At 71.8% G+C, this 22942-nt stretch carries 19 protein-coding genes; 11 read left to right on the top strand and 8 right to left on the bottom strand.

What is annotated here, in order from left to right; all coding sequences use genetic code 11:
• Positions 1–96 precede the first annotated feature (96 nt).
• The gene (locus tag ACFU5O_RS31720; RefSeq protein WP_384245678.1) at positions 97–1056 is read left to right on the top strand and encodes a DMT family transporter; all 960 of its coding nucleotides are present in this window, start codon (positions 97–99) and stop codon (positions 1054–1056) included.
• A 218-nt stretch (positions 1057–1274) separates the two neighbouring features.
• Complete coding sequence (locus ACFU5O_RS31725; protein ID WP_384245680.1) at positions 1275–3356, top strand: SpoIIE family protein phosphatase; 2082 nt, start codon at positions 1275–1277, stop codon at positions 3354–3356.
• A 67-nt stretch (positions 3357–3423) separates the two neighbouring features.
• Here the strand turns inward: ACFU5O_RS31725 and ACFU5O_RS31730 are convergent, their stop codons facing one another.
• A complete protein-coding gene (locus ACFU5O_RS31730) occupies positions 3424–3909 on the bottom strand; it encodes an SPW repeat protein (RefSeq protein ID WP_384245681.1) in 486 nt (161 codons plus the stop codon).
• Positions 3910–4026: 117 nt separating this feature from the next.
• Here ACFU5O_RS31730 and ACFU5O_RS31735 point away from each other — a divergent pair, with 117 nt between their 5' ends.
• On the top strand, positions 4027–4482 hold the full coding sequence (locus ACFU5O_RS31735; RefSeq protein WP_384245683.1) for a VOC family protein: 456 nt from the start codon (positions 4027–4029) through the stop codon (positions 4480–4482).
• 332 nt (positions 4483–4814) lie between these two features.
• Here the strand turns inward: ACFU5O_RS31735 and ACFU5O_RS31740 are convergent, their stop codons facing one another.
• The gene (locus ACFU5O_RS31740) at positions 4815–4964 is read right to left on the bottom strand and encodes a hypothetical protein (protein ID WP_384245685.1); all 150 of its coding nucleotides are present in this window, start codon (positions 4962–4964) and stop codon (positions 4815–4817) included.
• 65 nt (positions 4965–5029) lie between these two features.
• On the opposite strand from ACFU5O_RS31740, the gene ACFU5O_RS31745 reads away from it, so the two are divergent.
• Entirely contained in the window at positions 5030–5563 is a 534-nt protein-coding gene (locus tag ACFU5O_RS31745; RefSeq protein WP_384245687.1) for a putative immunity protein, read from the top strand.
• A gap of 284 nt (positions 5564–5847) precedes the next feature.
• On the opposite strand, the gene ACFU5O_RS31750 is transcribed toward ACFU5O_RS31745, so the two are convergent.
• Entirely contained in the window at positions 5848–6201 is a 354-nt protein-coding gene (locus ACFU5O_RS31750) for a VOC family protein (RefSeq protein ID WP_384245689.1), read from the bottom strand.
• 275 nt (positions 6202–6476) lie between these two features.
• On the opposite strand from ACFU5O_RS31750, the gene ACFU5O_RS31755 reads away from it, so the two are divergent.
• Together ACFU5O_RS31755 and rox are read left to right on the top strand one after the other, a co-directional pair.
• Positions 6477–6863: a VOC family protein gene (locus tag ACFU5O_RS31755; RefSeq protein WP_384245691.1), complete on the top strand. Its 387-nt coding sequence runs from the start codon at positions 6477–6479 to the stop codon at positions 6861–6863.
• A gap of 422 nt (positions 6864–7285) precedes the next feature.
• Positions 7286–8713, top strand: coding sequence for a rifampin monooxygenase (rox, locus tag ACFU5O_RS31760; protein WP_384245693.1), 1428 nt, complete (start codon positions 7286–7288; stop codon positions 8711–8713).
• 338 nt (positions 8714–9051) lie between these two features.
• On the opposite strand, the gene ACFU5O_RS31765 is transcribed toward rox, so the two are convergent.
• A complete protein-coding gene (locus tag ACFU5O_RS31765) occupies positions 9052–9549 on the bottom strand; it encodes a hypothetical protein (RefSeq protein WP_384245695.1) in 498 nt (165 codons plus the stop codon).
• 261 nt (positions 9550–9810) lie between these two features.
• Positions 9811–10713, bottom strand: coding sequence for a DMT family transporter (locus ACFU5O_RS31770; RefSeq protein ID WP_384245696.1), 903 nt, complete (start codon positions 10711–10713; stop codon positions 9811–9813).
• Positions 10714–10895: 182 nt separating this feature from the next.
• Between ACFU5O_RS31770 and ACFU5O_RS31775 the strand changes: the two genes are divergently transcribed.
• The 4 genes from ACFU5O_RS31775 (at position 10896) to ACFU5O_RS31790 (ending at position 16409) form a co-directional block, all read left to right on the top strand.
• Positions 10896–11162, top strand: a complete 267-nt coding sequence (locus tag ACFU5O_RS31775) for a hypothetical protein (protein WP_384245697.1) — start codon at positions 10896–10898, stop codon at positions 11160–11162.
• Complete coding sequence (locus ACFU5O_RS31780) at positions 11159–13495, top strand: FUSC family protein (RefSeq protein WP_384245699.1); 2337 nt, start codon at positions 11159–11161, stop codon at positions 13493–13495. Before ACFU5O_RS31775 ends, ACFU5O_RS31780 begins: the two co-directional genes overlap by 4 nt.
• Before the next feature lie 11 nt (positions 13496–13506).
• Positions 13507–14664, top strand: coding sequence for a PP2C family protein-serine/threonine phosphatase (locus ACFU5O_RS31785; protein ID WP_384245700.1), 1158 nt, complete (start codon positions 13507–13509; stop codon positions 14662–14664).
• A gap of 86 nt (positions 14665–14750) precedes the next feature.
• Positions 14751–16409: a SpoIIE family protein phosphatase gene (locus tag ACFU5O_RS31790; protein ID WP_384245701.1), complete on the top strand. Its 1659-nt coding sequence runs from the start codon at positions 14751–14753 to the stop codon at positions 16407–16409.
• A 188-nt stretch (positions 16410–16597) separates the two neighbouring features.
• Here ACFU5O_RS31790 and ACFU5O_RS31795 read toward each other — a convergent pair whose 3' ends face one another.
• On the bottom strand, positions 16598–17788 hold the full coding sequence (locus ACFU5O_RS31795) for a DUF6777 domain-containing protein (protein ID WP_384245702.1): 1191 nt from the start codon (positions 17786–17788) through the stop codon (positions 16598–16600).
• 485 nt (positions 17789–18273) lie between these two features.
• On the opposite strand from ACFU5O_RS31795, the gene ACFU5O_RS31800 reads away from it, so the two are divergent.
• Positions 18274–19665 (top strand): streptophobe family protein, encoded by a 1392-nt coding sequence (locus ACFU5O_RS31800; protein ID WP_384245734.1) that lies wholly within the window; start codon positions 18274–18276, stop codon positions 19663–19665.
• Between the two features lie 50 nt (positions 19666–19715).
• Here ACFU5O_RS31800 and ACFU5O_RS31805 read toward each other — a convergent pair whose 3' ends face one another.
• Together ACFU5O_RS31805 and ACFU5O_RS31810 are read right to left on the bottom strand one after the other, a co-directional pair.
• Positions 19716–20396, bottom strand: a complete 681-nt coding sequence (locus tag ACFU5O_RS31805) for a hypothetical protein (RefSeq protein ID WP_384245703.1) — start codon at positions 20394–20396, stop codon at positions 19716–19718.
• 22 nt (positions 20397–20418) lie between these two features.
• On the bottom strand, positions 20419–22926 hold the full coding sequence (locus ACFU5O_RS31810; RefSeq protein WP_384245705.1) for an FHA domain-containing protein: 2508 nt from the start codon (positions 22924–22926) through the stop codon (positions 20419–20421).
• Between the last annotated feature and the right edge of the window lie 16 nt (positions 22927–22942).

The following is a 22942-nucleotide window of genomic DNA, read 5'->3' on the forward strand; positions in this document are numbered from 1 at the left end:
ACCGATCTGTATAGTGGGCGGGGTAGACCGATCTGTATACCTGAAGTCCTGCCCCGTTTCCGTCCCCGATCCCTCGCCCCGCGCGTGGTGACCGCCATGAACGTGCTTTTCTCAGCCGCCTTCGTCATCTGCTGGAGCTCCGGTTTCATCGGAGCCGCACTCGGCGCCGGCAGCGCCGACGCGGTCACGGTCCTGATGTGGCGCTTCCTGCCACTGGCCGTCGTACTCGTCGCCGTCGCCGCCACAGTCAGCCGGGCAGCATGGGGCGGACTGACCGCGCGGGACGTGCTGCGCCAGGCCGTGATCGGTGCCCTGTCGCAGAGCGGCTATCTGCTCACCGTGTACGCCGCGATCCAGCTGGGCGTGTCCAGCGGCACCACCGCCCTCGTCGACGGCACCCAGCCCCTCGTCGCGGGTGCCCTCGCCGGCCCCCTGCTGGGTCAGCCCGTCAACCGCCGACAGTGGACCGGGCTGCTGCTCGGCGTCGCGGGCGTCGCCGTCGTCACGCTCGCCGACGCCGACGCCGGCGCGGCCACGGGGGTACCTCCATGGGCGTACGCCGTACCGTTCCTCGGCATGCTCTCCCTGGTCGCGGCGACCTTCCTGGACACCCGCACACGGCGTGCCGGCCCTACGACGAGCAGCCATATCGCGCCTCAGGTCGCCCTGACCGTCCACTGCGCCACCAGCGCCGTCATCTTCACCGTCATCGCCACCGCAACCGGCGCCGTGACGCCACCCGCCGAAGCCGCCTTCTGGGCAGCGGTCGGCTGGCTCGTGGTCCTCGCCACCTTCGGCGGATACGGCCTGTACTGGTTCATCCTGCGCCGCTCGGGCGTGACCAGGGTCAACACACTCATGTTCCTCATGGCGCCGGTCACGGCCCTCTGGGGAGCCCTCATGCTCGACGAGCCCTTCGGCGTCCGAACCGCCATCGGCCTCGCCCTCGGCCTCGCCGCCGTGGCCGTCGTGCACCGGGCCGGCCCCACCGGCACGGAACGCGACGCATCTGCACCGTCCGGGTGGCGGAGCAGCACGACTCGCGAGCGTCGATGACGCCGTCGAGCGTGGTGTTCTCGGTGATGACAAGGTCTCCCATGCCGGTACAGACCACGCCGCTCCGAGGAGTTCATCGGTCGTCCCCGGCGGATAAAGCCGCACGCGGGGGGTGCGTGTCCATGGTCGCGGAGGGAGTATGGAACGCGCGCGGTCCGGTGGGGTGGGCACCGCCGGCATGAGTACGCCGTGACGGCGGCGGGAGGAGCTGCTTGCGAATGAGTGGCACGGACGCGTTCTCCGCCGGTCCGGCCCCGGCCGGTCAGGTGGAGTTCGGGCCTGCCCCGCCGGGTGGGCTGCTGGACGTCCTGCGCATGGCCGCGATCGTGCTGGACTCCGAAGGCCGGATCGCCCTGTGGAGCCCGCAGGCGGAGCAACTGCTGGGCTACACGTCCCAGGAGGCGCTGGGCGAGTTCGCCGCCCAGCTGCTGATCGCGGACGAGCACCTCGATCTCGTACTGCAGCTGTTCGCGCAGGTCATGAGCAGCGGCGAGAGCTGGGCCGGAGTCTTCCCCGTCAAACACAAGGACGGCGGCACCCGCCTGCTCGAGATGCGCAACATGCGGCTGCAGGACGAGCACGGCAGCTACTACGCGCTCGGCCTGGCCGCGGAACAGGCGACACTGCGCCGCGTGGAGCGGGACCTGGCCCTGTCCGTACGCCTGGTGGACCAGTCCCCCATCGGACTCGCCGTCGTGGACGGCGATCTGCGCTACGTGGCGGTGAACGCGGCACTGGAACGGATCAACGGCATCCCGGCGGCGGAGCAGATCGGCCGGCCCGCGGGCGGGACCCTGCCGTTCCGCGACGACGGCACCATCGAGGCGGCGATGCGCAAGGTCCTGGAGACGGGGACACCGCTGCTGGACCGGCAGGTGGTCGGACGTATCCCCTCCGACCCTGGCACCGAGCAGGCGTGGTCGGTGTCGCTGTACCGGCTCGAGGACCCCGGCGGGCGGATTCTGGGGGTGGCGGCGTCGGTCGTGGACGTCACGGACCGCCACCAGGCGGCCCGGACGGCGGAAAGGGCCCGGCACCGGCTCTCCCTGGTCGCCGATGCGTCGGTGCGCATCGGCACCACCCTGGATCTGCGGGAGACCGCCCGGGAGCTTGCCGACGTCGCCGTGCCCGAGCTCGCCGACATAGCCGCCGTGGACGTCCTGGACTCCGCCGTCCAGGGCCGTCGCGAAGAGATCCCCGCGGGCGGACAGGCTCTCATCCGGGCTCTCGCCGTCTCCGCGGTCGACCCCACCCCGGCGGTCCGGGCGGCCGATCCTCCGGGCGAGCTCGCCCGGTACGACTCCGACCGCCTGGTCACCAAGTGTGTCCAGACCGGGCAACCGGTCGTGGTCACGCATGTGGGCGAGGATGACCTGCGGAGCATCGCGCGCGACGACGAGTCCGCCGAACTGCTGGCGCAGGCAGGCGTCCATTCGTATCTCGCCGTGCCGCTCATCGCCCGGGGCGAGGTGCTCGGCGCGCTGGACCTGAAGCGCTTCCGCAATCCGCTGCCGTTCGACTCCGACGATGTGCTCCTGGCCTCTGAACTGGCCGCCCGGGCAGCTGTGTGCATCGACAACGCCCGCTGGTACCAGCAGCAGCGCAACACCGCGCTGACGCTTCAGCGCAGCCTGCTGCCCCAGCAGCCGCCGCCCGTGGTCGGCCTGGACGTCGCCTCCCGCTACCAGCCGGCCGGTGCCGCCGGCGAGGTCGGCGGTGACTGGTTCGACATCCTGCCGCTCAGTGGGGACCGGACCGCGCTGGTGGTGGGCGACGTCATGGGCAGCGGCATCAACGCCGCCACGGCCATGGGCCAGCTGCGCACGGCCACCAGGACCCTTTCCGTGCTCGACCTCGATCCCGCGCAGGTGCTCCGCCACCTCGATGCGATCACCATCGGTCTCGAGTCGTACATCGCCACTTGTCTCTACGCCCTCTACGACCCCCACCGGGGGCAGTGCACCATCGCCACCGCCGGCCATCTGCCCCCGGTGCTGGTGCGGCCCGGCAGCCCGCCGCGTCTGCTCGAACTGCCCACCGGCGCCCCGCTCGGCGTCGGCGGCGTCCCGTTCCGGGCCGTCACCGTCGACCTCGAACCGGGCGACCGGCTCGTGCTCTACACGGACGGGCTGGTGGAAACGCGCGACCAGGACATCGATGTCCGCCTGGAGGTGCTGCTGAGGCTGCTCGACGACCCGCAGCCAGGTCTGGAGGAGACCTGTGACCGACTCCTCGACTCCCTGCGCCGAGGGACCGGCCAGGACGATGTGGCGCTGCTGATCGCCCGCGTACGCGACTGAACACGGCTCGGTGACGGGAAGGGCCCCGGCCCTTCCCGGGCCGGGGCCCAGTGGAGCGGGGCGCGCGTCAGCGCATGGGGTCGATGTTCGACCGGCCGCCGCGTGCGGCCGCCCGGAAGGCACGAGGACGTGCGGCCGGGCGTCCTCCGGTCATCGCGGCCATGGCCAGGCCGAGGCAGAGAGCGAGGAGGCCGACGATGACGTTGTTGACGACGGTCCGCGTCGTGGTCACATCACCGGCGACGACGAACGGGCTGATGACCGTCCATGCACCGATGACGATGGCGCACCAGGCCATGGCGTGGGTCCGCTCGTACGCCGAGCCGAGCCCGCTCATGCACAGGACGTAGGCGACACCGGTGATGAGGTTGCACACGGCCAGCGTGGTGAGGCCGTTGAACCCGGTTATCCACGGCGAGGCCGCCAGATAGAGGCCCGTGAGCAGGGCCAGTGTCTCTATCGCCTGGGCACGGGGCGTGGTCGTGGCCCGTTCGAAGCGGGCGCGCATCTCGGCCAGGTCGGGGTGCTGCTCGATGCTGGGATGTGTGGTCATGGGGGCCGCCTCCTCCGGGAGCCTGCATTGGCCCGTCACCTGCAATGAAACGCTTTTTGTGCCGTTTTGGTCAACGGATTCGCGGGGACTGTCGGACCCGTCTGGGATGCTCCCGGCATGGAGATGACGCTGCAGGTGACCATCGATTGTGCCGACCCGCAAAGGCTCGTGGCTTTCTGGTGCGAGGCCCTCGGCTATGTGCCGGAGCCGCCGCCGGGCGGGCATGCCAGCTGGCGGGACTACTGGGCGGACATGGGTGTGCCCGAGGAGGAGCTGACCGACGGCGCGGGTGAGACACCGGAGTCCGTCGTCGATCCGGAAGGCCGGGGACCACGGTTGTGGTTCCAGCAGGTCCCCGAGCCGAAGACGGCCAAGAACCGGGTGCATCTGGATCTCAAGGTCGGCGGCGGCCGGGACGTACCGGTCGCGATCCGCACGCAGCGGGTCACGAGCACGGTGGAGCGGCTGACGAAGGCCGGCGCCACCGTGCTGCGGATCATGGACGAGCCGGCCATGGAGTACTACGCGGTGGTGCTCCAGGACCCCGAGGGCAATGAGTTCTGCGTCGTGTGAGACACCCCGCACCGCCCGGCACTCGGCACCGCCGGACCTGCCGGGCCGCCAGGTGTCTGTTGTCGGATGCCGAGTTGGAGTTCGTCCGGTCGCTCTTGCCCGCGCCCATGCCGGGCCGGAAGCGGGTGGGCGGCCGGCGGGTGCTGGATCAGACGGAGCCGGTGTTCCTCCAGGTCCTTCTGCCGTACCTGTGCCGCGGTCTCATAAAAGTGTGCCCGTCGACGCCATCGACGACTGGCGTTCTGTGGCCACGGCGCTCCCGAGCCGGTGAACTCCCAGAATCTGACATGCTGTTGAGTGCACAGGGGTACTTCCGAGGTCGATGACGCCGTTCAAAGACCAGTACAGCCCGGAGTCCTGTCGGAACGTCGGCGCTTGGGGGTGCTTGCCGCGGAGTCGGCCCTCGGCCGGGCGACGGCCATGCCTTCGCGGGTGCGCATCCGGATGAGGTCGGCTTCGAACTCGGCCACGGTGCCGAGCATGTTGAACAGCAGTCGTCCGACCGGATCGGCGGGTCCCGATCGGCGACCTGCGGCAAGATTGAGCCGTGCCTACTGAGTCGGACAAGATCGAGCTGAGCGAACACGAACTTCGCGAGATCGCGGGCTACGCGGCTGATTGTGCGCGCAGGACGCTGTCCATCTTCGAACAGAACCTTCCTGCTGACACGCGCCCTCGCGACGCCATCGATGCAGCACACGCTTTCGCTGGGGGCGGCCGGCGCACGGGCGCTCTGCGGCAGAGCGCGTGGGCGGCGTACAGAGCGGCACAAGAAGCCGCTTCACCCGCTGCGGTCGACGCGGCACGAGCGGCGAGCCATGCGGCCGCCGCTGCGTACCTTCATCCCAAGGCAAGCGCTCATCAGGTGAAACACATTCTCGGTGCGGCAGCGCATGCGGCACGAGCAGAAGAGTTGGCATCCGGAGAAGACCAGCGTGTCACTGCGGGGACTCTTGAATGGGCGCGTCATCACGCACCGACAGCGCTCACCGCGGTGCTCGGCCGTCTGCCCGCCGCACCTCCCGGTGGCGGGCGCGTGGGAGAGTTCATTCGCGATCTCGACGCCGCTCTCCGCGCCTGAGTCACCGGTTTCCCGTACTGAAGGCGCAAGCCGCGGATCACCGCAGACGGGAGGGACCCGTACGGGGAACCCCCGAAGATGGCGCGGCGGCGCAGTCCCCTCAACGTTGGTGCACAGGTTGCACAGCAGACCGCGGACGAGACCGGACTCGTGAGTCGACCACGTCTGTATGAACGGGTGCCCGCAACCGGCGCAGTGGGACATGGCCGCGCGGGCCTGACCAAGGTTCACCCCTCGACAACCTGGTGGGCCACCCGCACGTCACCGCCTGCGTGACGACGCGGTCAGGCGGGCTGCCACAGCTCGACCCGATTGCCCTCAGGATCGGTGGCCCAGCCGAATCGACCGACACCCTCCATGTCCTGCGTTTCTTCGGCCACGTCCGCTCCCTTGGCGCGCAGTTGCGCGAGCATCGCATCCAGGTCGCGGACGCGGAAGTTGAGCATGGTTTGCTGGGCGCGGGACCCGAAGTAGTCGGTCTCGGACTCGAACGTCGCGAACACCGTCAGCCCGGCTCCCTGGCGCCACAGGCCGTGCTCATCGGCGTCCAGGCCCAGGCAATCGCGATACCACGCACTCAGCGCCGACGGGTCGGCGGCCCGCATGAAGTACCCACCGATTCCAAGCACACGTTCCATGCCGCCATCTTGCCAGGACGGCGATCGGGCGCGGGCCCGCACCACACCATCGCCCGCTTCACCCCCGTCTCAATCGCGGGGGAACTCGTCAGGCGCCACCCTCGATAAGGATGAGCAGGCCGACGCCGATCAGGACGACCGGCAGCACGATGTGGCCCCAGGCTGGGGGCCTTGACGATGACGGGCCGGGTGGCGAAATTGGGTGTCCTCGCCGTCGAGCACTGCGACTGACGTGTGGCCTTTGGCGGACCGCTACTTGACTGGGAGGTCCTGACATGGCCAGTAAGTTCACCGAGCTTGCGATCGACTGTGCCGATCCCAACGGTCTCGCCCGGTTCTGGTGCTCGGTCCTTGACTACGACGTGCAAGACGAAGACGACGGAATTGTCACCATTGGCCCCCCAATGGCGCCTGAAGACAAGAAGCACCTCGGCCCGGTGCCACCGACGTTGACATTCGCGCACGTGCCCGAGGGCAAGACCGTCAAGAACAGGCTCCACCTCGACGTCAGCCCAACCGACAGGGAGCAGGACGAAGAGGTCCGTCGCCTGCTCGACCTAGGTGCTCGACACGCCGACGTCGGCCAAGGCGGTGAGAGCTGGGTCGTACTTGCCGACCCGGAAGGGAACGAGTTCTGCGTCCTTGCGGACCGCCGCCCCTGATCGGAGGCACACACCGCGCCAGATCTCACGTTGAGAGGGCTGCGCCGCCGCGGCACCGTCGATGGTTCCGGTACCGGACCCTCCACCGCTTCGGGAGGAGTTTGTCCGTCCGCAGCGGACGACAAAAGGCGAAGGCAAGGAGGTTACCCACTCCTTGCCACTCTCAAGGTATAGCGCACCGGGGGGCTTGCGGCAAGGCCCGGGTCGTCCTGCAGAATCTCCGGCTGAAGCCAGAACCTGTGGAAATCAGGGATTCGCGAAGTACGTGCTCTTTTGTTGACGTGTGGGTCTCGCGGGCGTCGAACCTCCGGTGGGACTCGCGGTGCGGTTGCGGGAACTCGGCACGAAGGTGCGGGTGTACGCGCTGCCGGACTGCGCGGAGCAGCTGGCCGAATGCAACGTTGTTGAAATGGGGGGTTTTCATGATTGACGTGATCGTGGTCGGCGGCGGACCGACCGGCTTGATGCTGGCCGGCGAGTTGCGGCTGCACGACGTGCAGGTGGTCGTGCTGGAGAAGCTGACCGAGCCGACCGGGGAGTCCCGCGGGCGGGGCCTGCACGCGCGCAGCGTCGAGCTGATGGACCAGCGCGGCCTGCTGGACCGGTTCCTCGCGGTCAGTGAGAAGTTCCAGGTCGGCGGTTTGTTCGGCGGCATCCACAAGCCGTGGCCTGACCGGTTGGACACGGCGCATCCGTACGGTCTCTCCACTCTGCAGCCGGTCACCGAGCGACTGCTCAACGAGCGTGCCCTCGAACTCGGTGCCGAGATCCGGCGCGGCTGCGAAGTGGTCGGGCTGAGTCAGGACGAGGACGGGGTGACCGTCGAGCTGACGGACGGCACGCACCTGCGCTCGCGCTACCTCGTCGGGTGCGACGGCGGCCGCAGTACGGTGCGCAAGGGGATCGGCGTCGGTTTCCCCGGCGAGCCCGCCAAGGTCGAGACGCTGCTGGGCGATATGGAGATGACCGAGGATCCGGCGACGGTCGCCGCCGTCGTCGAGGAAGTCCGCAAGACCCAACTGCGGTTCGGCACCATCCCCAACGGGGACGGGACGCACCGCGTCGTCGTGCCCGCCGACGGCGTGGCCGAGGACCGCACGACCGCGCCGACCCTCGAGGAGTTCAAGCAACAGCTGCGGGCGGTTGCCGGCACCGACTTCGGTGTGCACTCGCCCCGCTGGCTGTCCCGGTTCGGCGACGCCACCCGGCAGGCCGAGCGCTACCGGGTCGGCCGGGTGCTGCTGGCCGGCGACGCGGCGCACATCCACCCGCCGACCGGCGGGCAGGGCCTCAACCTCGGCGTGCAGGACGCGTTCAACCTCGGCTGGAAGCTGGCCGCCGCGGTCAACGGCTGGGCACCGGAGCGGCTGTTGGACAGCTACCACGCCGAACGGCACCCGGTGGGCGCCCGCGTGCTGGACAACACCCGCGCGCAGATCACGCTGCTGGGGACCGATCCGGGTGCGACCGCGCTGCGGGAACTGTTCTCGAAGCTGATGGACTTCGAGGAGGTGAACCGGTACGTGACCGGGATCATCACCGCGGTCGGGGTCCGCTACGACTTCGGCGAAGGCCACGAACTGCTCGGCCGGCGGCTGCGGGACGTGAAGCTGAAGCAGGGGCGCCTCTACGAGCTGATGCACGGCGGCCGCGGGCTGCTGCTCGACCAGACCGGGCGGCTTACGGTGGCAGGTTGGGCAGATCGGGTCGACCACGTCGTCGACGTCAGCGAGGAACTGGACGCGCCCGCGGCGCTGCTGCGGCCGGACGGCCATGTGGCGTGGGTCGGTGAAGACCAGCAGGATCTGCTCAGCCAGCTGCCCAAGTGGTTCGGCGCTGCCGTCAGCTGAGCGCGCAGTCGCGGTTCGAAAGGGGGGACCGGTCTCCCGCCGAGTTCGGTGCGGCCCGGTGCCGTACCTCCCGCCGAGTGCCGCGCCGGAGGCCGGGCCGACCGCGGTGCTCAGCGGGCTGCTCGCCTGCCACCTCAACCCCCGGCAGGAAGAGGCGGCCGACGACGCCGGCCGCGGTGCAGTGGAGCTCGCGGAGTGGCGGCGCGTCGTCCAGCTGCTCGCCGCGACAGGCCGGCGGGACTCCGTCCTGCTCTCGCACGCTCGGCCGCCGGGGAGCGGCAGGAGGGAGGACGGGAACGTGGAAGGCGCAGGGGGCTACCGTCCCGGGCCTGTTGTGGTCACGTGCGGCGGCGCTGCTCGTGGACGGCCTTCATGAGGTCCGCGATGGCGGACCGGGTGTCGTCGTCACGCGCGTCATCGATCGCTTCGAGAGCGGCGGCCGCGGCCTCACGAATGTGGTGGGGGAGCCCGTCGGCGGCCGTGAGGTGGTAGGCGGCCCTACGGCGCGCCTTGCGCTCGGCCGGGTCCACCGCGTCGGGGCCTGACAACGGAAAGACGGAGGCTCCGTACGCGGATATCCCCAGCACCACCATGTCCCCGATTCCGTCGGCGTACCCGAGCGCGGCGGCCTTCCCCTGGCCTTCCCGAATGGTTTCGATCATTCGACGGCGGGACAGGACCGTGCCCAGGGCGGCGCCGCCTCCCAGGGAGAGGGCGCAGGTGACGGCGAGGAACGGCCCGTCCCAGACGAAGCCGGTGACTGCTCCGAGGCCCGCGAGCGCGACGGTCCATCCGGCCGCTGCCCGTGAGCCTATTTGCTCGGGTGTGGTGTCCATGGTGGGAGTGTCCCAGCCGGTACCGACGGCATCGGTGCGGGGTGGGCCGCCTGCCTCAGTTCTCGGTGGACCTGCTCACCCCCGGCGTACGTAGGTGAGCACGCGTCTGCGCGATGGCCTCCGTCGCCCGCGTACGGGTCACGGTCGCCCGAGCCGCCCCTGGCGACACGTGGCCGAGGGTACGGCCCCGGGCTCACGCCGACGTGCCCCGGGACGTCGGGAGTCACGCCCGCGCGGGGCGGAGGGCGTTCGGCATGCCGATCACGGTGGCTGCGTGGCCGCAGGAGGTGCGTCGGCCGTCGCGTCGGGCGCGACCAGGGACTGGGTGAGCGGGATACGGGAGAGGGCCACGGCACCCGCCGCGATCAGGGTGAAGCCGAGCAGTTGCGGCAGGACCCACCAACCGGCACGGACATGCTCCTCGTACACGGCCACGCCCAGCGCAAGGCTCACCATCGCGTCGCCCAGGGTGATCGCGGGCTGGGAGGCGACCAGAGGGCCCGCCTGCATCGCGTTCTGCAGCAGGAAGAGCGCACCGGCGCCTGCGGCGGCGAACGCGTAGGTCTGCCACGCGGTGAAGAACGCCTCGGCCCCGTAGTCGTCCAGGATGTGGGTCGCCTCCTTCATCAGGGCCGCGGTGAGCGCGAAGCAGATGGCGGTGGCCGTGCCCAGACAGGCCGCCCGGGCCCGGCCCTGGGGTCTTCGCAGGGCCACGGCGGCCAGTACGACGACCGCCCCCACGCAGACGGCGAGTACCGGCAGCCAGCGATCCATGGACACATGCGTGCGATTGCCCGTGGGGGCCAGGGCCGCGAGGGCGACGCCGAGCCCCACCACCACACAGGCCACGGCCACCCAGCCGGCACGCGCGAGGTGCCGGCGCATCAGGACCGAGGCGACGATGAGCGTGAGCGGCAGCTCGAGGACGAAGAGCGGCTGAACGATCGTCAGCGGCCCGGAGTTCAGGGCCAGGGCCTGGCACAGTCCCGCGGCGATCACGGCGAGGATCCCCGCGAGCCACACGGGGCGGCGCAGCAGATCCAGCATCAGGCCCGCGCGGAAGCCGGCGGAGCTCGGCACGCTCAGGGCCGCCTGGCGTTGCAGCACGGTGGCGACGGCGTTGCTGAGCGCCGCGGCGAGTGCGAAGAGGACGGGCAGGAGCATGTGCACCGTACGACCTCCCGCCTCTGCCTCGCGCTTCCTGCCATGGTGGCCCCGGCCCGCCCTCCCCCGCGATCCGGGACGGCCGGGCTGCGGACCGAACGGCGTCGCCCCACAATGGGAACAGGTCGCACGCCCGACCCACTCACGACGCCGAGACGGCGCCGTCTGAGAGGAACGTGCCCATGCGCGCTGAGTCGTCGTCGGCCGCGCGAACGGGGGCCCTCATCGCGGTCACGGTCGCGCCTTTCCGTATCCGGGCCGGCTTCTTCGCCCTCGATCCCGCCGTCCCCGCCACCACCCCGGTCCTTCGCGTCGTCCCCGGCGACCCCGGCCACCCGCACCGGTCCGGTGTCACGGCCCCGACCGTCCGGCGGCGGGCAACCGGACTCCCGCCACCGTCCGTGCACGCGGCGGACGGTGGCGCTGCGGCCGGGGAGGCCCGATCGTGAAGACCGGGCCGGAGCGGACGGCGATCCTGCGCCGGGCTGTGCGCGTGACCGTCGCCACGAGCACGGGCTTCTACATCTTTCTGTACGGGTTCCATGAACCCACGCTGGCGCTGTACGCCCTCTTCGCGCCCGTCGCCATGGGGGTCCTGTCGTCGATCCCCGGATCCGGCAGGCAGCGGGCCGTGGTGATGCTCAAGGCGCTCCCGGTCGCTCTGCTGCTGGTCACCCTGGGGACGGCGCTGGCGATAAGCACCTGGGCCGCGGTGCTCGGGATGCTCGTCGTCGCCTTCCTTCTCGTCTTCGCCGCCGTCGCGGGCCCCCGCCCGGCCGGCGCGGCCCCTGGACTGCAGCTCTTCTACATCCTGGCCTGCTTCCCTCCGTACGCCCCGGACACACTGGGCATGCGGCTGACGGGACTCACCGTCGGCGTCCTGCTGCTCGCGGCATGCGAAGTGTTCCTCCTCCCCGCACCCGCCCCCGTCTCCTACCGGATCCGTCTGGCAGAGGCTCTCGTTCTCGCCGCCGGCGCCGCCGACCGTCCGGCCGGCGCCTCCCCGGATCAACTGCGTGCCACCGGCGACGGGCTGCGCTTCTCCAGGCTCCCCCCGGCGGAGCGGCCCGCCGGTCCCGGCCGACGGGACCGTGCGCTGGCCCAGGCGGGCTCCGCGACCCGCCGCCTCCTCGACCAGCTGGCCCATCTCGAAGAAACGAGCGCCCTGGCTCCGCGGCCGGGCACCGCCACGTCGGCCGGTCGCACCGGGCAGCCGGGCACCGCGTCCGCCGCCACTCCCACCGGCCGGCCCGGTACCGCCGCACCAGCAACATCGGCCACGTCCGCCACTTCGACCGGGAATCCCGCCACCACCTCGGCCGCGCACCCGGAGCCGGTCGCCGTCCCCGGCGAGAGTGGCACCGGCGAGAGTGGCACCGGCGAGGGCGGCGCAGAGCTCGCGTTCTCGGCCTGCGATGCGCTCCTGCGTCGCGTCGCCGTCCTGTGCCGCGCGACCGCAGTCGCGCTGCGCGACGACCGGCCGCCCCCGCGGCCCGGTGAGCTGCAGGAGGCGATCCATGACTTCCAGCAGCTGCGGATCGGACAGGCCAAGGGACCGCCGGATGCCGTACCGCCCGTGCCGGTGCTGCGGCGCCAGGCCGCGGTGGTGGCTGTCGCGGAGTCCGCCCGGATCGTGGAGACCGCCCTGCGGGTGGCCTCGGACGGAATCAGGACGGCCCCGATCCCGCCACGGGAACTGTTCTGGTACGCGGAGACGAGCACCCCGCGGCTGTGGCTGAAACGCCTCACCGGGAACATGACGCTGCACTCGGTGCAGTTCCAGAACGCCGTACGCACCGCGCTGGGCCTGGGCGCCGCACGACTGGTGGCGGGCTCCCTCGATCTGGCCCACGGATTCTGGGTACTGCTCGTCGTGCTGACGCTGGGCCGGACCACGGCCGGGGAGACCTGGGCCGCGGTCCGCCAGGCACTCGCCGGGAACCTCGTCGGGGCGGTGGCGGCCGGCGCACTGCTCGTCGCCTTCGGAGAGCACACCGACGCGTACGCGGCGGTCCTCGTACCCGGCATGCTGGCCGCGTTCGCCCTGGGGCCGTTGCTCGGGATCGCCTGGGCCCAGGCGCTGTTCACGCTCGTCGTGGCCACCGCGTTCGCCCAGATAGCCCCCGCGTCCTGGCACCTGGCCGAGCAACGCCTCGTCGATGTCGTGACGGGCAGCGCCGTGGGCCTGCTGTGCGGGCTGCTCGCATGGCCCGCGGGCGCCCGGCACGAGGTGCGAAGAACCATGGCCGGCCTGATCCGCTCCTGCGGCCCGCTGATCACGGGGACCGTCGCCACGCTGCTGGCCACCCCGCCCGGCGCCAGACCTCCGCCGTCCACGCTGCCGACGCTGAGCCGGCTGCAGCTCGCGGAGTCCGCGTACGCGCAGTACCGGAGCGAGCCGACCGGTATCGGGTCCCGCGGACTCGTCGACTGGCACGCCCTGCTCATCGCCACGAACCAGATCCTCCTCGGCGCCCTGTGGCTCCCCCGCATCGACCTGCCCGTGGCCACCGTCCCTGCCGGGGCCGCCGACTGGGCCCGGACCACCGCCGCCGGCCTCGCCGCGACCGCCGACCGGATCGCGGCCCTGGCCACCGAGGACTCACGGCAGCCGCGCGCCCCGGACCCGCCTCCCCCGGTACCGGCGGATGCCCCGCCCCTGCCCGTACTGATCGACCTCGAGGTGTGGCTGCGCGGCCTCGACCGCCAGTTCGCCCACATCGAGGCCTCCGTCCGCGAGATCGCCCGCCCCGTGCCCGGTCCGGACGGCCACGGTTCCTGAGAGGTGCGTCCATGCCCCACAGGAGTACGCCACCCGAGGGGCGCCTGTTCCCGCGCCGGGGATGGGTGTGGTGGCTGCCGTTCATCGCGGTACTGCTCGATCTGGCCGCTGAGGCAGCCGTTCGCGGCCAGGAACCCGTGAGCTTCCTGCTCATCGGTGTGCCCGCGCTGGCCGCGGCGACACGAGGCCCGCGGGGCACCCTTCTGTCGACCTTCGTCTGCCTCGGGCTGCAGATGCTGATGGCGGCCCTCCGCCCCGGGCACTTCGGGGAGGAGCACCACGTGGCCGTGTACGCCGCCACCCTGTTGATCGGGGCCGCCAGCACCGCCCTCGCCTGGCAGCGCGAGCGCACGATGCGGCATCTGATCCAGGTGAACTCGGTGGCCGAGGCGATGCAGCGGACCCTGCTGCGCCCGGTGCCGCAACGGCTCGGTCGGGTGACGGCCGCCGGGTTCTACTCGGCCGGTGAGGGCGGCACGCTCGTCGGCGGCGATCTGTACGAGGTGTGCGTGACTCCGTACGGCGTGCGGGCTCTCATCGGCGATGTCCGAGGGAAGGGACTGGACGCGGTCCAGACCGTCGCCGCCGTGCTCGGCAGCTTCCGGGTCTCCGCCCACGAGTGGCCGAGCCTCGGCAGTCTCGCGGAGCGCCTCGAGCTCAGCATCGCCCGCAACGGCCCGGCGGGCGACGAGGGCGACCCCGAGCTGTTCGTGACGGCGCTGTTGCTGGAGTTCCCGCCGTCGGACGGCGAGGTGCGTGTCGTCGACCGCGGCCATCCCCCTCCCATTGTCGTCGGCCCGCACGGCGCTCGACGCCTGGTGACCGCTCCCGCGCTGCCGCTCGGGCTGGGCGCCATGCTGCCCGGCGGGGAGGTGGAGACCACCGTGCACTCGCTGGGGCCCGGCGAGGTGATCGTGGTGCACACGGACGGGGTGAGCGAGGCGCGTGACGCGAACGGCACCTTCTACCCGGTCCTGGAAAGGCTTGCGGACCGCTTCGACGGGGCACGCACGCCGGACCCGGAGGCGGTCGTGGAGTTCCTGCGGTCCGACACGGAGCGCTGGTCGGCCGGTTCGTCGGACAACGACAAGGACGACCAGGCGGTTCTCGCGCTGACACTGGAGTCTCGCCTCGGCCCGTCCCCTCGGAGCCGGACGCTGCCCGAATGAGCACGGGAGTTATCTTCAGGTGATGCGAGCGGTGGGGCTGTGGAGCAAGCTGGGGTCACCGCCCCGGGAGGGGAGGAGGTGATCGTGTGGCAGCCGATCGTCCGGAGTGGCTCCAGAGCCGCCACGGGCTCCGCACGTCCGAGGCCGACGGTCTCGGCACCTGGGCCCTGGACGAGGTGCTGCGGGGCACGACGGCCGGCTTCGCGGTTCTGGGCACGGACCTCCGCTACCTCTTCGCCAACGCCGCCTACTGCCGTATGGCCGGGGAGTCGCCGGAAAATCTCGTCGGCCGGCACCCCGGCGTGCTCGCGGAGCAGTACCTCGGTCCCGCGGACGTGCTGGCCGGGGTGCGGGACGACGGCGTCGCCCGGACCCGGGTCACCGGCCCCGGCGCCCGCTTCCACACGACCTGCGTGCGGCTGGAGCAACACGGAGCGGTGACCGGCGTCCTGTGCGTCGTGGTCGAGAACCCCGTCGCCGAACCGTACGAAGGGCTGGAGCCGGTCCAGGTGCGCCTCGCCGCGGGCGACGACGCCGCCGAGCGGATCGGGACGACCCTCGACGAGGACACCACGTGCAGGGAGCTGACGGATTTCCTGGGGTCCTGGCTCGCGGACACCGTGGCGGTCGACCTGTTCCCCGCTCCGCCACCGAAGGGCACGCTGAGGAGGAGCCCGGGTCCGGCCAGGATGCGGAGGGCCGCCTCGGCCGGGGCGACGGAGCTGTTCGGCGCGACGGAACGGGAGGGCCGGGGCGGCCACGCCGGCGAGTCGGCCGCCGCGCGGGCCGTCGCGTCCGGTCTGCCCGCCACCGGGCACGCAGTCACGGGCACAGAGGTGCTGGCGGTGCCGCTCACGGAGACTTCGGGCAAGGTCATGGGAGTCGTCCTGCTGGCCCGTAACTCCGGGTTCGGCGGGAACGACATCCTCATCGCCCGGCACGCCGCCCGCCGCGCCTCGGTCGCGATCACGCACGCCCGGGAGTTCGCCGCGGAGCAGCGGACCACGGCCGAACTGCAGCGCGCGCTGCTGACCGATCCCGGCAAGCCGCATCCCAATCTCGAGATCGCGACCCGCTATCTTCCGGTCGGCAGCGGCAATCTGGTCGGGGGGGACTGGTTCGAGACCGTCCGCCTGCACTACGGGCGGACTCTGCTGGTCATGGGGGATGTGATGGGCCATGGCGTCGAGGCGGCCGTCGACATGAACATGTACCGCTCGATGCTGCGCGACGTCGCCGCGGCGGATCTGCCGCCGCACCGGGTGCTGCGGCAGCTCGACATCGCCATCTCCGACACCAGTGCCCGTCCGGCGACGTGTCTGCTGGTCCGGGTGGACCCGGCGCGGGGCCTCGGTTCGTTCGCCAGCGCCGGGCATCTGCCGCCCGTCGTGTTCACCAGTGACTGGACGGCGGAGCTGATCGACGTACCGGCGGGGCCGCCGCTCGGCACCGGCCTCGGGGGGTACGAACTCATCACCCGCGAGCTCACACCGGACGACACCCTCCTGCTGTACACGGACGGTCTGGTCGAGCGGCGCCGCGAGGACATCGACGAGTCGCTGGCACGGCTCACCCGGGTGCGGCTGGCGCCCGGCACGCCGGTGGACGAAATGGTCGACGCGGTGGTCAGGGAACTGGGCGCGGACGACGCCGAGGACGACGTGGCACTTCTGGCGGCGCGCATCCGCCCCCGCCGCGCTGCCCAGGGCGGGGAGGAACAGCAGGTGCAGGGCCTGCCCAGTTAGGGCCTCTGAGGTCGCGCAGATCGGTGTTCTGGAGCGCCACGGCCGGAGTATCACCCGGGTCGTCCGCTTGGCCGTCACCGTCGGCATCAGCGACCGGATCGTCTTCGACAAGCTGCTGCAACTGCTGCGCTTCGTGTGAGCCCCGTGATCGCTCGCCCTGTGTTCTGTCCCGCAACCGAAGCTCCTCATCACTCCTGTTCGCGCGGCCTCCAAGCCGCCACGGGAGGCATTTCCCGGGTGGCCGGGGGCGATTCGAGCGACTGCGTACGGGAGGCGGCGGCGGTCCCGGGCAGGGACCGGGACTCCGGTGCCGGCGACTGCGGCGGTGGCTGCTGTTCCTGCGGTGGGGTCCCGTCCGGGGACACCGAACCGTCGGGCGGCGGCTCGACCGTGGTCCCGGCGGTGGTCGACCCTTCCGGCGGTGTGTGCGACGGCGCCGGTGGTGTCGCCGGGCTCTCGGGGGACTGCTCGCCGGGAGAGGTTCCTCCGGACGAGGGAGACGACGGCGGGCAGGTGGCGGCTGCGTCGCCGGATGCGCAGGTCTCCGTCCGCTGCGACTCCTCAAGGCCGGCGGGCTTGTCGGTCGTCGGCTCCGCCGGGACCTGGGTCGGGGTCAAGGGATCCCGGGGCGGCGGAACGGGTTTGTCGTGCACGCCCGTGTCACCGCGGTCGCGGGCGAAGTACTCGTCGTTCCCGGGGTCGTACACCACGAAGACGTCCACCGGCCGGGGCGCGGGCACGACGACCACGACGCGGGACTGTTCGAAACCGGCCCAGGGCTCGCCCTTGCGCTCGACGGCGCGCTGGACCCGGACGGGGGGCGTCAGCGGATTGCCGCAGGCGCACCGCACCCGCGGGACTCCGCGGTCGTCGACGAGGACGGCCGTCCCGGCCTGCAGGATCGCCTGGTACGACGTCGCGGCGCCGTCCTTGAAGCCGTGGTTGGTCACACGGGTGTCCAGCCGTAGCCGCAGGGCGGTCAGCGACCGGAGATGGCCGGGGACGGCGGACGGCTCGATGCCGAGGACCGAGGCGAAGGCACGGTTCTTCTCGGGCGCGGAGGTGAGGAACCCGATCTGTTTCTCGATGTCGCAACTGGCGGACTTCTGCGTACCGCCGTAGAGGCCGGGGGTCGCACCGTCCACGCCGCGCACGGCATTCCCCGTCGGCGCCGGGGTCGCGGCCGACGTCGGCAGGGCGGCGGGCGGTGCGTCGGCGGTGCCGGTGGCCGAGGACTCGGTGAAGGGGTCGGGGCCGGTCGTGTCGGCGGCCTGAAGAAAGACCTCGGCTCCGGCCGGGCCGCCGCCGGGGCGGGTGAGGACGACCGCGAGAGCGATCACGACGACGGTCAGCGCGGTGATCGCGGCGATCTTGGGCACGGACCGGTACCACGGTCCGCCGCCCCCTTCGGCGCCACCGGATCCCTGATGGCCTCCCGCTCCCCCGCCCGTACGGCCGGAGCCGCCTCCGGTCGGCGGACCACTGGGCGGCCCGGCCGGCTGCGGCGGCGGCGGCGGTTCCCTGCCCCAGAGCGGGCCGGAGGGAGGTCCCTCGGGCCGGCCAGGCGGCGGCTGGTCGCTCACGGGCTCTTCCTCCGGACGGGGGAGCTCATTCCTCACCTATATGCCTCTTGCCCACAATTGTGTGCTCCGGCTCGGCAAGGCCCGCAAGCCGACGTCCGCAGGGCCCGGCGGACGGGCGCGGTCGTCCGCCGGGGCCGAGCGGCTCGTGTGTGGGGTCGGGTGAGGAGGCCGCACCCGCCTGCGGGCCGGGACCGGCCCCGGCCGTCTACGGTCGGCCCTCCCGGCGCGCGGGGGCCGCCACTGCTGCATACCGTGGCAGCGTGAGCCAGCACCTCGGCAGCGTGAACCAGCGGGGATCGAACGCCCGGGGCGGCGCCGCGCCGGACGTCCGCGACTGGGTCGACGCCCTGGTGGCGGTCGTGGGGGGCTTCGCCGCCATGATCGTCGTGGCCGCTCTGGGTCTGTGGGCGGCAGGCGGGACCGGTCTCCCTGACAACGCGTTCCCGCACGTCGTCGCCGCCGTCGTGGTCATGGCGGCGGGGGGCACCGTGAACCTCGCAGGCGACGCCGGAGTCATTGCCGAATCGCAGGCGGAGCTCACCGTGCTGCCGCTGTCCGTGAGCCTGGTGGGTGCGCTGGTGACGGCGGAACTGTTCCTGCGCCCCCTGCGGCACCGTGCCGTCGCGGGGACCGGCGAGTTGCTCGGCCGGTTCGTCCGGCTGGCGCTGCTGTGGCTCCTGGCGCTCGCCGGACTGGCCGGAGCGGCCCGCCACACCTTCGAGATCTCGCTCGGTGAGGACTCCTTGCTCGGCGACGTCGGCGACCTCCTCGACGCCACGCCGAAAGTCGGCTTCGCGGCGGACGTGGGGTCCACGCTGTTCTTCGGCCTGCTCTGGCTGATCGGTGTGATCGCCCTGGCGCTGCTGGTGTCACGGCGGGCCCCGCTGCCCGCGCGGCTGGTGCGCTTCCAGGAGTCGGTACGCCCGGCCGCGTTCGCGATGGTGGCGCTGCTGCTCGCGTACGTCGTCGTCGGGCTGTGCGTCGGGCTGGTCGTCGCCGCGACGCGTGGCCACGCCGACCGGACGTTCGCCGTGATCCTGCTCGGGCTGCCCAATCTGGTCTGGCTGTCGCTCACTCTGGGCCTCGGCGCGTCGTGGGACGGCAAGGTGGAGGGGCTGTTCGGACTGCCCGTTCCCCGGCTGCTGGACGAGGTGCTGCGTACCCCGGGCGGTACGACGCTCAACCTCTCCACGCTCTCCGAGCGCGACGGCCGGGCGTGGTGGCTGCTGGTGATCGCCGCCGTGCTGCTGGTCGCTGCGGCGTTCCTGATGGCCGTACGGTCACCGGCGCGGATCCGGCCGTGGCGGCACGCCCTGCACATGGGCGTCGCTCTGGCCCTGACCATGCTGGTCGTCTGTCTCCTCGTACGGGTCACCGCCCGCTACGGGCTGTCGCTCATCGGGATCGGCGACGTCGAGGGCCTCGGCGGTGAGGTGTCGCTGGAGCCGCGGCTGTGGGGGGCGATCGGTCTCGGGCTGGCCTGGGGACTGGTGGCCGGACTGGTCGGGTCGCTGCTCGCCGCTCCGGTGCGGCGAAGGGGCGAGGTGCCGGCCGCCGCCCCGCCGGACGGCCCCGGGACAACGCCGGCCGCTCCGCCGGACGGCCCCGGGAGCACCCGCCGGGTTCGGCGGGACGACGGCAGCGGCGGCGCTTCCGGAGGTCCCCCCGGATAGGGTCGAGCAGTCCGCGAAGAGGCGTCCCGACCGCCCGGCGACCCCGTCCTTCACCGCCCGCCTGTCCCACCACCGCTCCCGCCCGGGGCGGACTTGGGTGGAGTGACGATGCGGGTGGACGGATGCCCCGCCGCCGTGGGGGGCCCGCCCGGCGGCGCGTGGGACGCCCCGGCCGCCCCGGCCTCGGTCCTGCCTGCCGCGCCGACGGCGGCCGAGCCGTCGGCGGGAGCGCTGTGCGGGGGTGACCCGGTCGCGAAGGTGGCCAGCCGGGTGCCGTCGCAGTACAGCCAGCGCTCGTGCTCGGCGTCGTACAGCCAGAGGGCCTCGCCGTCCACGACCATCCCCACCCGCATCCCGTGGGTGAGCCGGCGGAAGGTCTCGCCGTCCGAATGTCCCGAGGCCAGGGACTCCGCCGCACGCCGGTACTCGGCCAGCGCCTCCTCCGCGCGGGCGAGCAGCGGCCGGGGATCCGCCGTGCGGGCGGGCGGCTGTCCGGTGATCTGCGGGGACTGCGGTACGGCGACGAGAAGGCGGCCGTCGACCCAGGCCGACCAGCCGTTGGCGCACAGGACGCGCCCCCATTCGCCCATCCGGTCCACGAGTTCCACCGGCAGGAAGGGGTCGAGCGGCGTGCTGGGGCGGCTGATGTCGGGCGCCTCCCAGGTGAGGAGCCCGTCGCCGGGGACGACATGGGTGGGCCGGAACCCGGGCACGGCAGCGGAATCGGTCACGTCGCCCTTTCCTCCACTCCCTCTACTTCCTCATGATCGCGGGCTCGTGGCGCCGGAGCAGCACAGAGACCGCGAACCACAGGACGATGCAGAGCACCACCATCATGCCCATGTTCACCAGCCACACCCCGGCGGAGTGGTCGAACCTCGGATCGGCGGTGTCCGGGCCCGGCACGATGCGGTGGATGTCGACCGTGCCCGCCATGGCACCGAACGCCCACCGGGCCGGCACCAGCCACGCGAACTGCTCCAGCCCCAGGACTCCGTCCAGCTTCATCAGGGCACCGCAGAAGACGACCTGGACCATGGTGAGGAGCACCAGCAGCGGCATGGTGACCTCCTCCTTCGGCACCAGGGCGGAGACGAGGAGGCCGAACATCATCGCGGTGAACGACAGCAGCGCGACGGCCAGGATGATTTCGATGAGCGGCGGCATCAGGACACCGTCGCCGCCCGGCGCGCTGAGGTTGACCCCGAAGAGTCCGACAAGGGTGAGGACGACGGCCTGGACGACCGTGATGACGCCCAGGACCACCACCTTCGACATCAGATAGGCGGACCGCGAGAGCCCTACGGCCCGCTCCCGCCGGTAGATGACGCGTTCCTTGACGAGCTCGCGCACCGCGTTCGCCATACCGGTCAGGACTCCGCCCACGCACAGCACGAGGAGGGCGTCTATCGCGGTCTCCTGGGTGAATCTGCCCTCGGCCAGGCCCCGGGCCATGAAACCCATCCCGAACGGCAGCCCGATCATGATGATGATGAAGGTGCGGTCGGCACTGAGCACGGATGCGTAGCGCCGCACGAGGGTGCTCAGTTGGGCACTCCAGCTCTGCGCCGTCGGCGGGGGCGGCGCGGGCGGGCCTGGAGGTTTCCGGCCTCCGGCCAGCCGGGGCTGCATGGTCGAGGCGATGTACTGGTGGTGGAAGGGCGATGTCCGGTACTTGCCCGCCCAGTCGCGGTCCCGGTCGTTCTCGAACGCCTCGAAGGCCTCGGGCCAGTGATCGAAACCGAAGAACGAGAGGGCGTCGTCGGGGGGGCCGTAGTAGGCGACCCTGCCGCCGGGCGCGAGCACCAGCAGCCGGTCGCACACATCCAGGCTGAGCACGCTGTGGGTGACCACGATGACGGTGCGGCCGTCGTCGGCCAGGCCTCGCAGCATGTGCATGACCGAGCGGTCCATGCCGGGGTCCAGTCCCGATGTCGGCTCGTCGAGGAACAGCAGCGACGGTTTCGTCAGCAGCTCCAGGGCCACGCTGACGCGTTTGCGCTGGCCGCCGGAGAGGGTGTGGATGGGCTGGTCCGCGCGCTGCTCCAGGCCCAGTTCGTGGATGACCTCCTCGACCCGGGCCTCGCGTTCGGTCTCCGCGGTGTCACCGGGGAAGCGCAGTTCGGCGGCGTACTGGAGGGCCCGGCGCACGGTGAGCTGGAGGTGCAGGATGTCGTCCTGCGGTACGAGTCCGATGCGCTGCCGCAGCTCGGCGTAGTCGTGGTAGAGATCGCGGCCGTCGTAGAGGACCGTGCCCTGGTCGGCGGGGCGCAGCCCGGTGAGCGCGTTGAGGAGGGTGGACTTCCCGGCGCCGCTCGGTCCGACGACCGCGAGCAGGCACTTCTCTCCCACAGGAAAGGACACATGGTCCAGGAGGACCTTGCGGCCGCCGTCCACGGCCACGGCGAGGTCCTGGACGTCGAGCGACACCTCGCCGGAGTCCACGAACTCCTGCAGTTGGTCGCCGACGAGGCAGAACGCCGAGTGCCCGATGCCGACGATGTCGTCCGGGGAGATCCGGGCGCGGGTGATGCGCACACCGTTGAGGTAGGTGCCGTTGTGGCTGCCGAGGTCGACGATCTCGTACGTGCCCTCGGGGCGGGCCTGCAGTTCGGCGTGTCTGCGGGAGACGGTGAGGTCGTCGACGACGAGGTCGTTCTCGGGGGCACGGCCTATGCGGATGGTCCGGGTGGGCAGCGGGCGCACCGTTGTCGGCTGCCTGAATGTGCCGGTCGCCGCAGGCAGGGAGACGGCGGAGGGGTGGGCGTCGGCTGGAGGGTGTCCGTCGGCTGCGGGGTACCCGTCGGCGGAGGGCGCCTGCATGTCTGCGGGGTGCGCACCGGGGGGCGCGGCGGACGCATGTCCGGCGGCACCGGAACGGGCCTCGGGAGCCGGGGGTGGGCCGGTGCCGTGGGCAGGGCGGCTGTACGCGGAGGGCCCCGCCGGTCCGACGAGTTCGGCCCTCGGCCCGTCGGCGGGATTGCCGAACCGTATGACGCTGCCCGGCCCCACATCCCGCTCACGGACGCGGTGACCGTCGGCGTAGGTGCCGTTCGTGCTGTTCTCGTCCAGGAGCAGCCAGTGTCCGGCCTCGCTGCGCAGCACGGCGTGATGCCACGACACCCGGGCGTCGTCCAGCACGATCTCACTCAGAGGGTCACGCCCGACGTGATACTCCCTGCCGGGACTCATCACCGTCGAGCCCCCGTCGGTCTCGATGACGAGCTCGGGCGCGTTCGGCACGACGGGACGCTCTCCCATGACTCGATTCTAACTT

The organism is Streptomyces sp. NPDC057445 (genome assembly GCF_042802855.1).
Classification (GTDB): Bacteria; Actinomycetota; Actinomycetes; order Streptomycetales; family Streptomycetaceae; genus Streptomyces.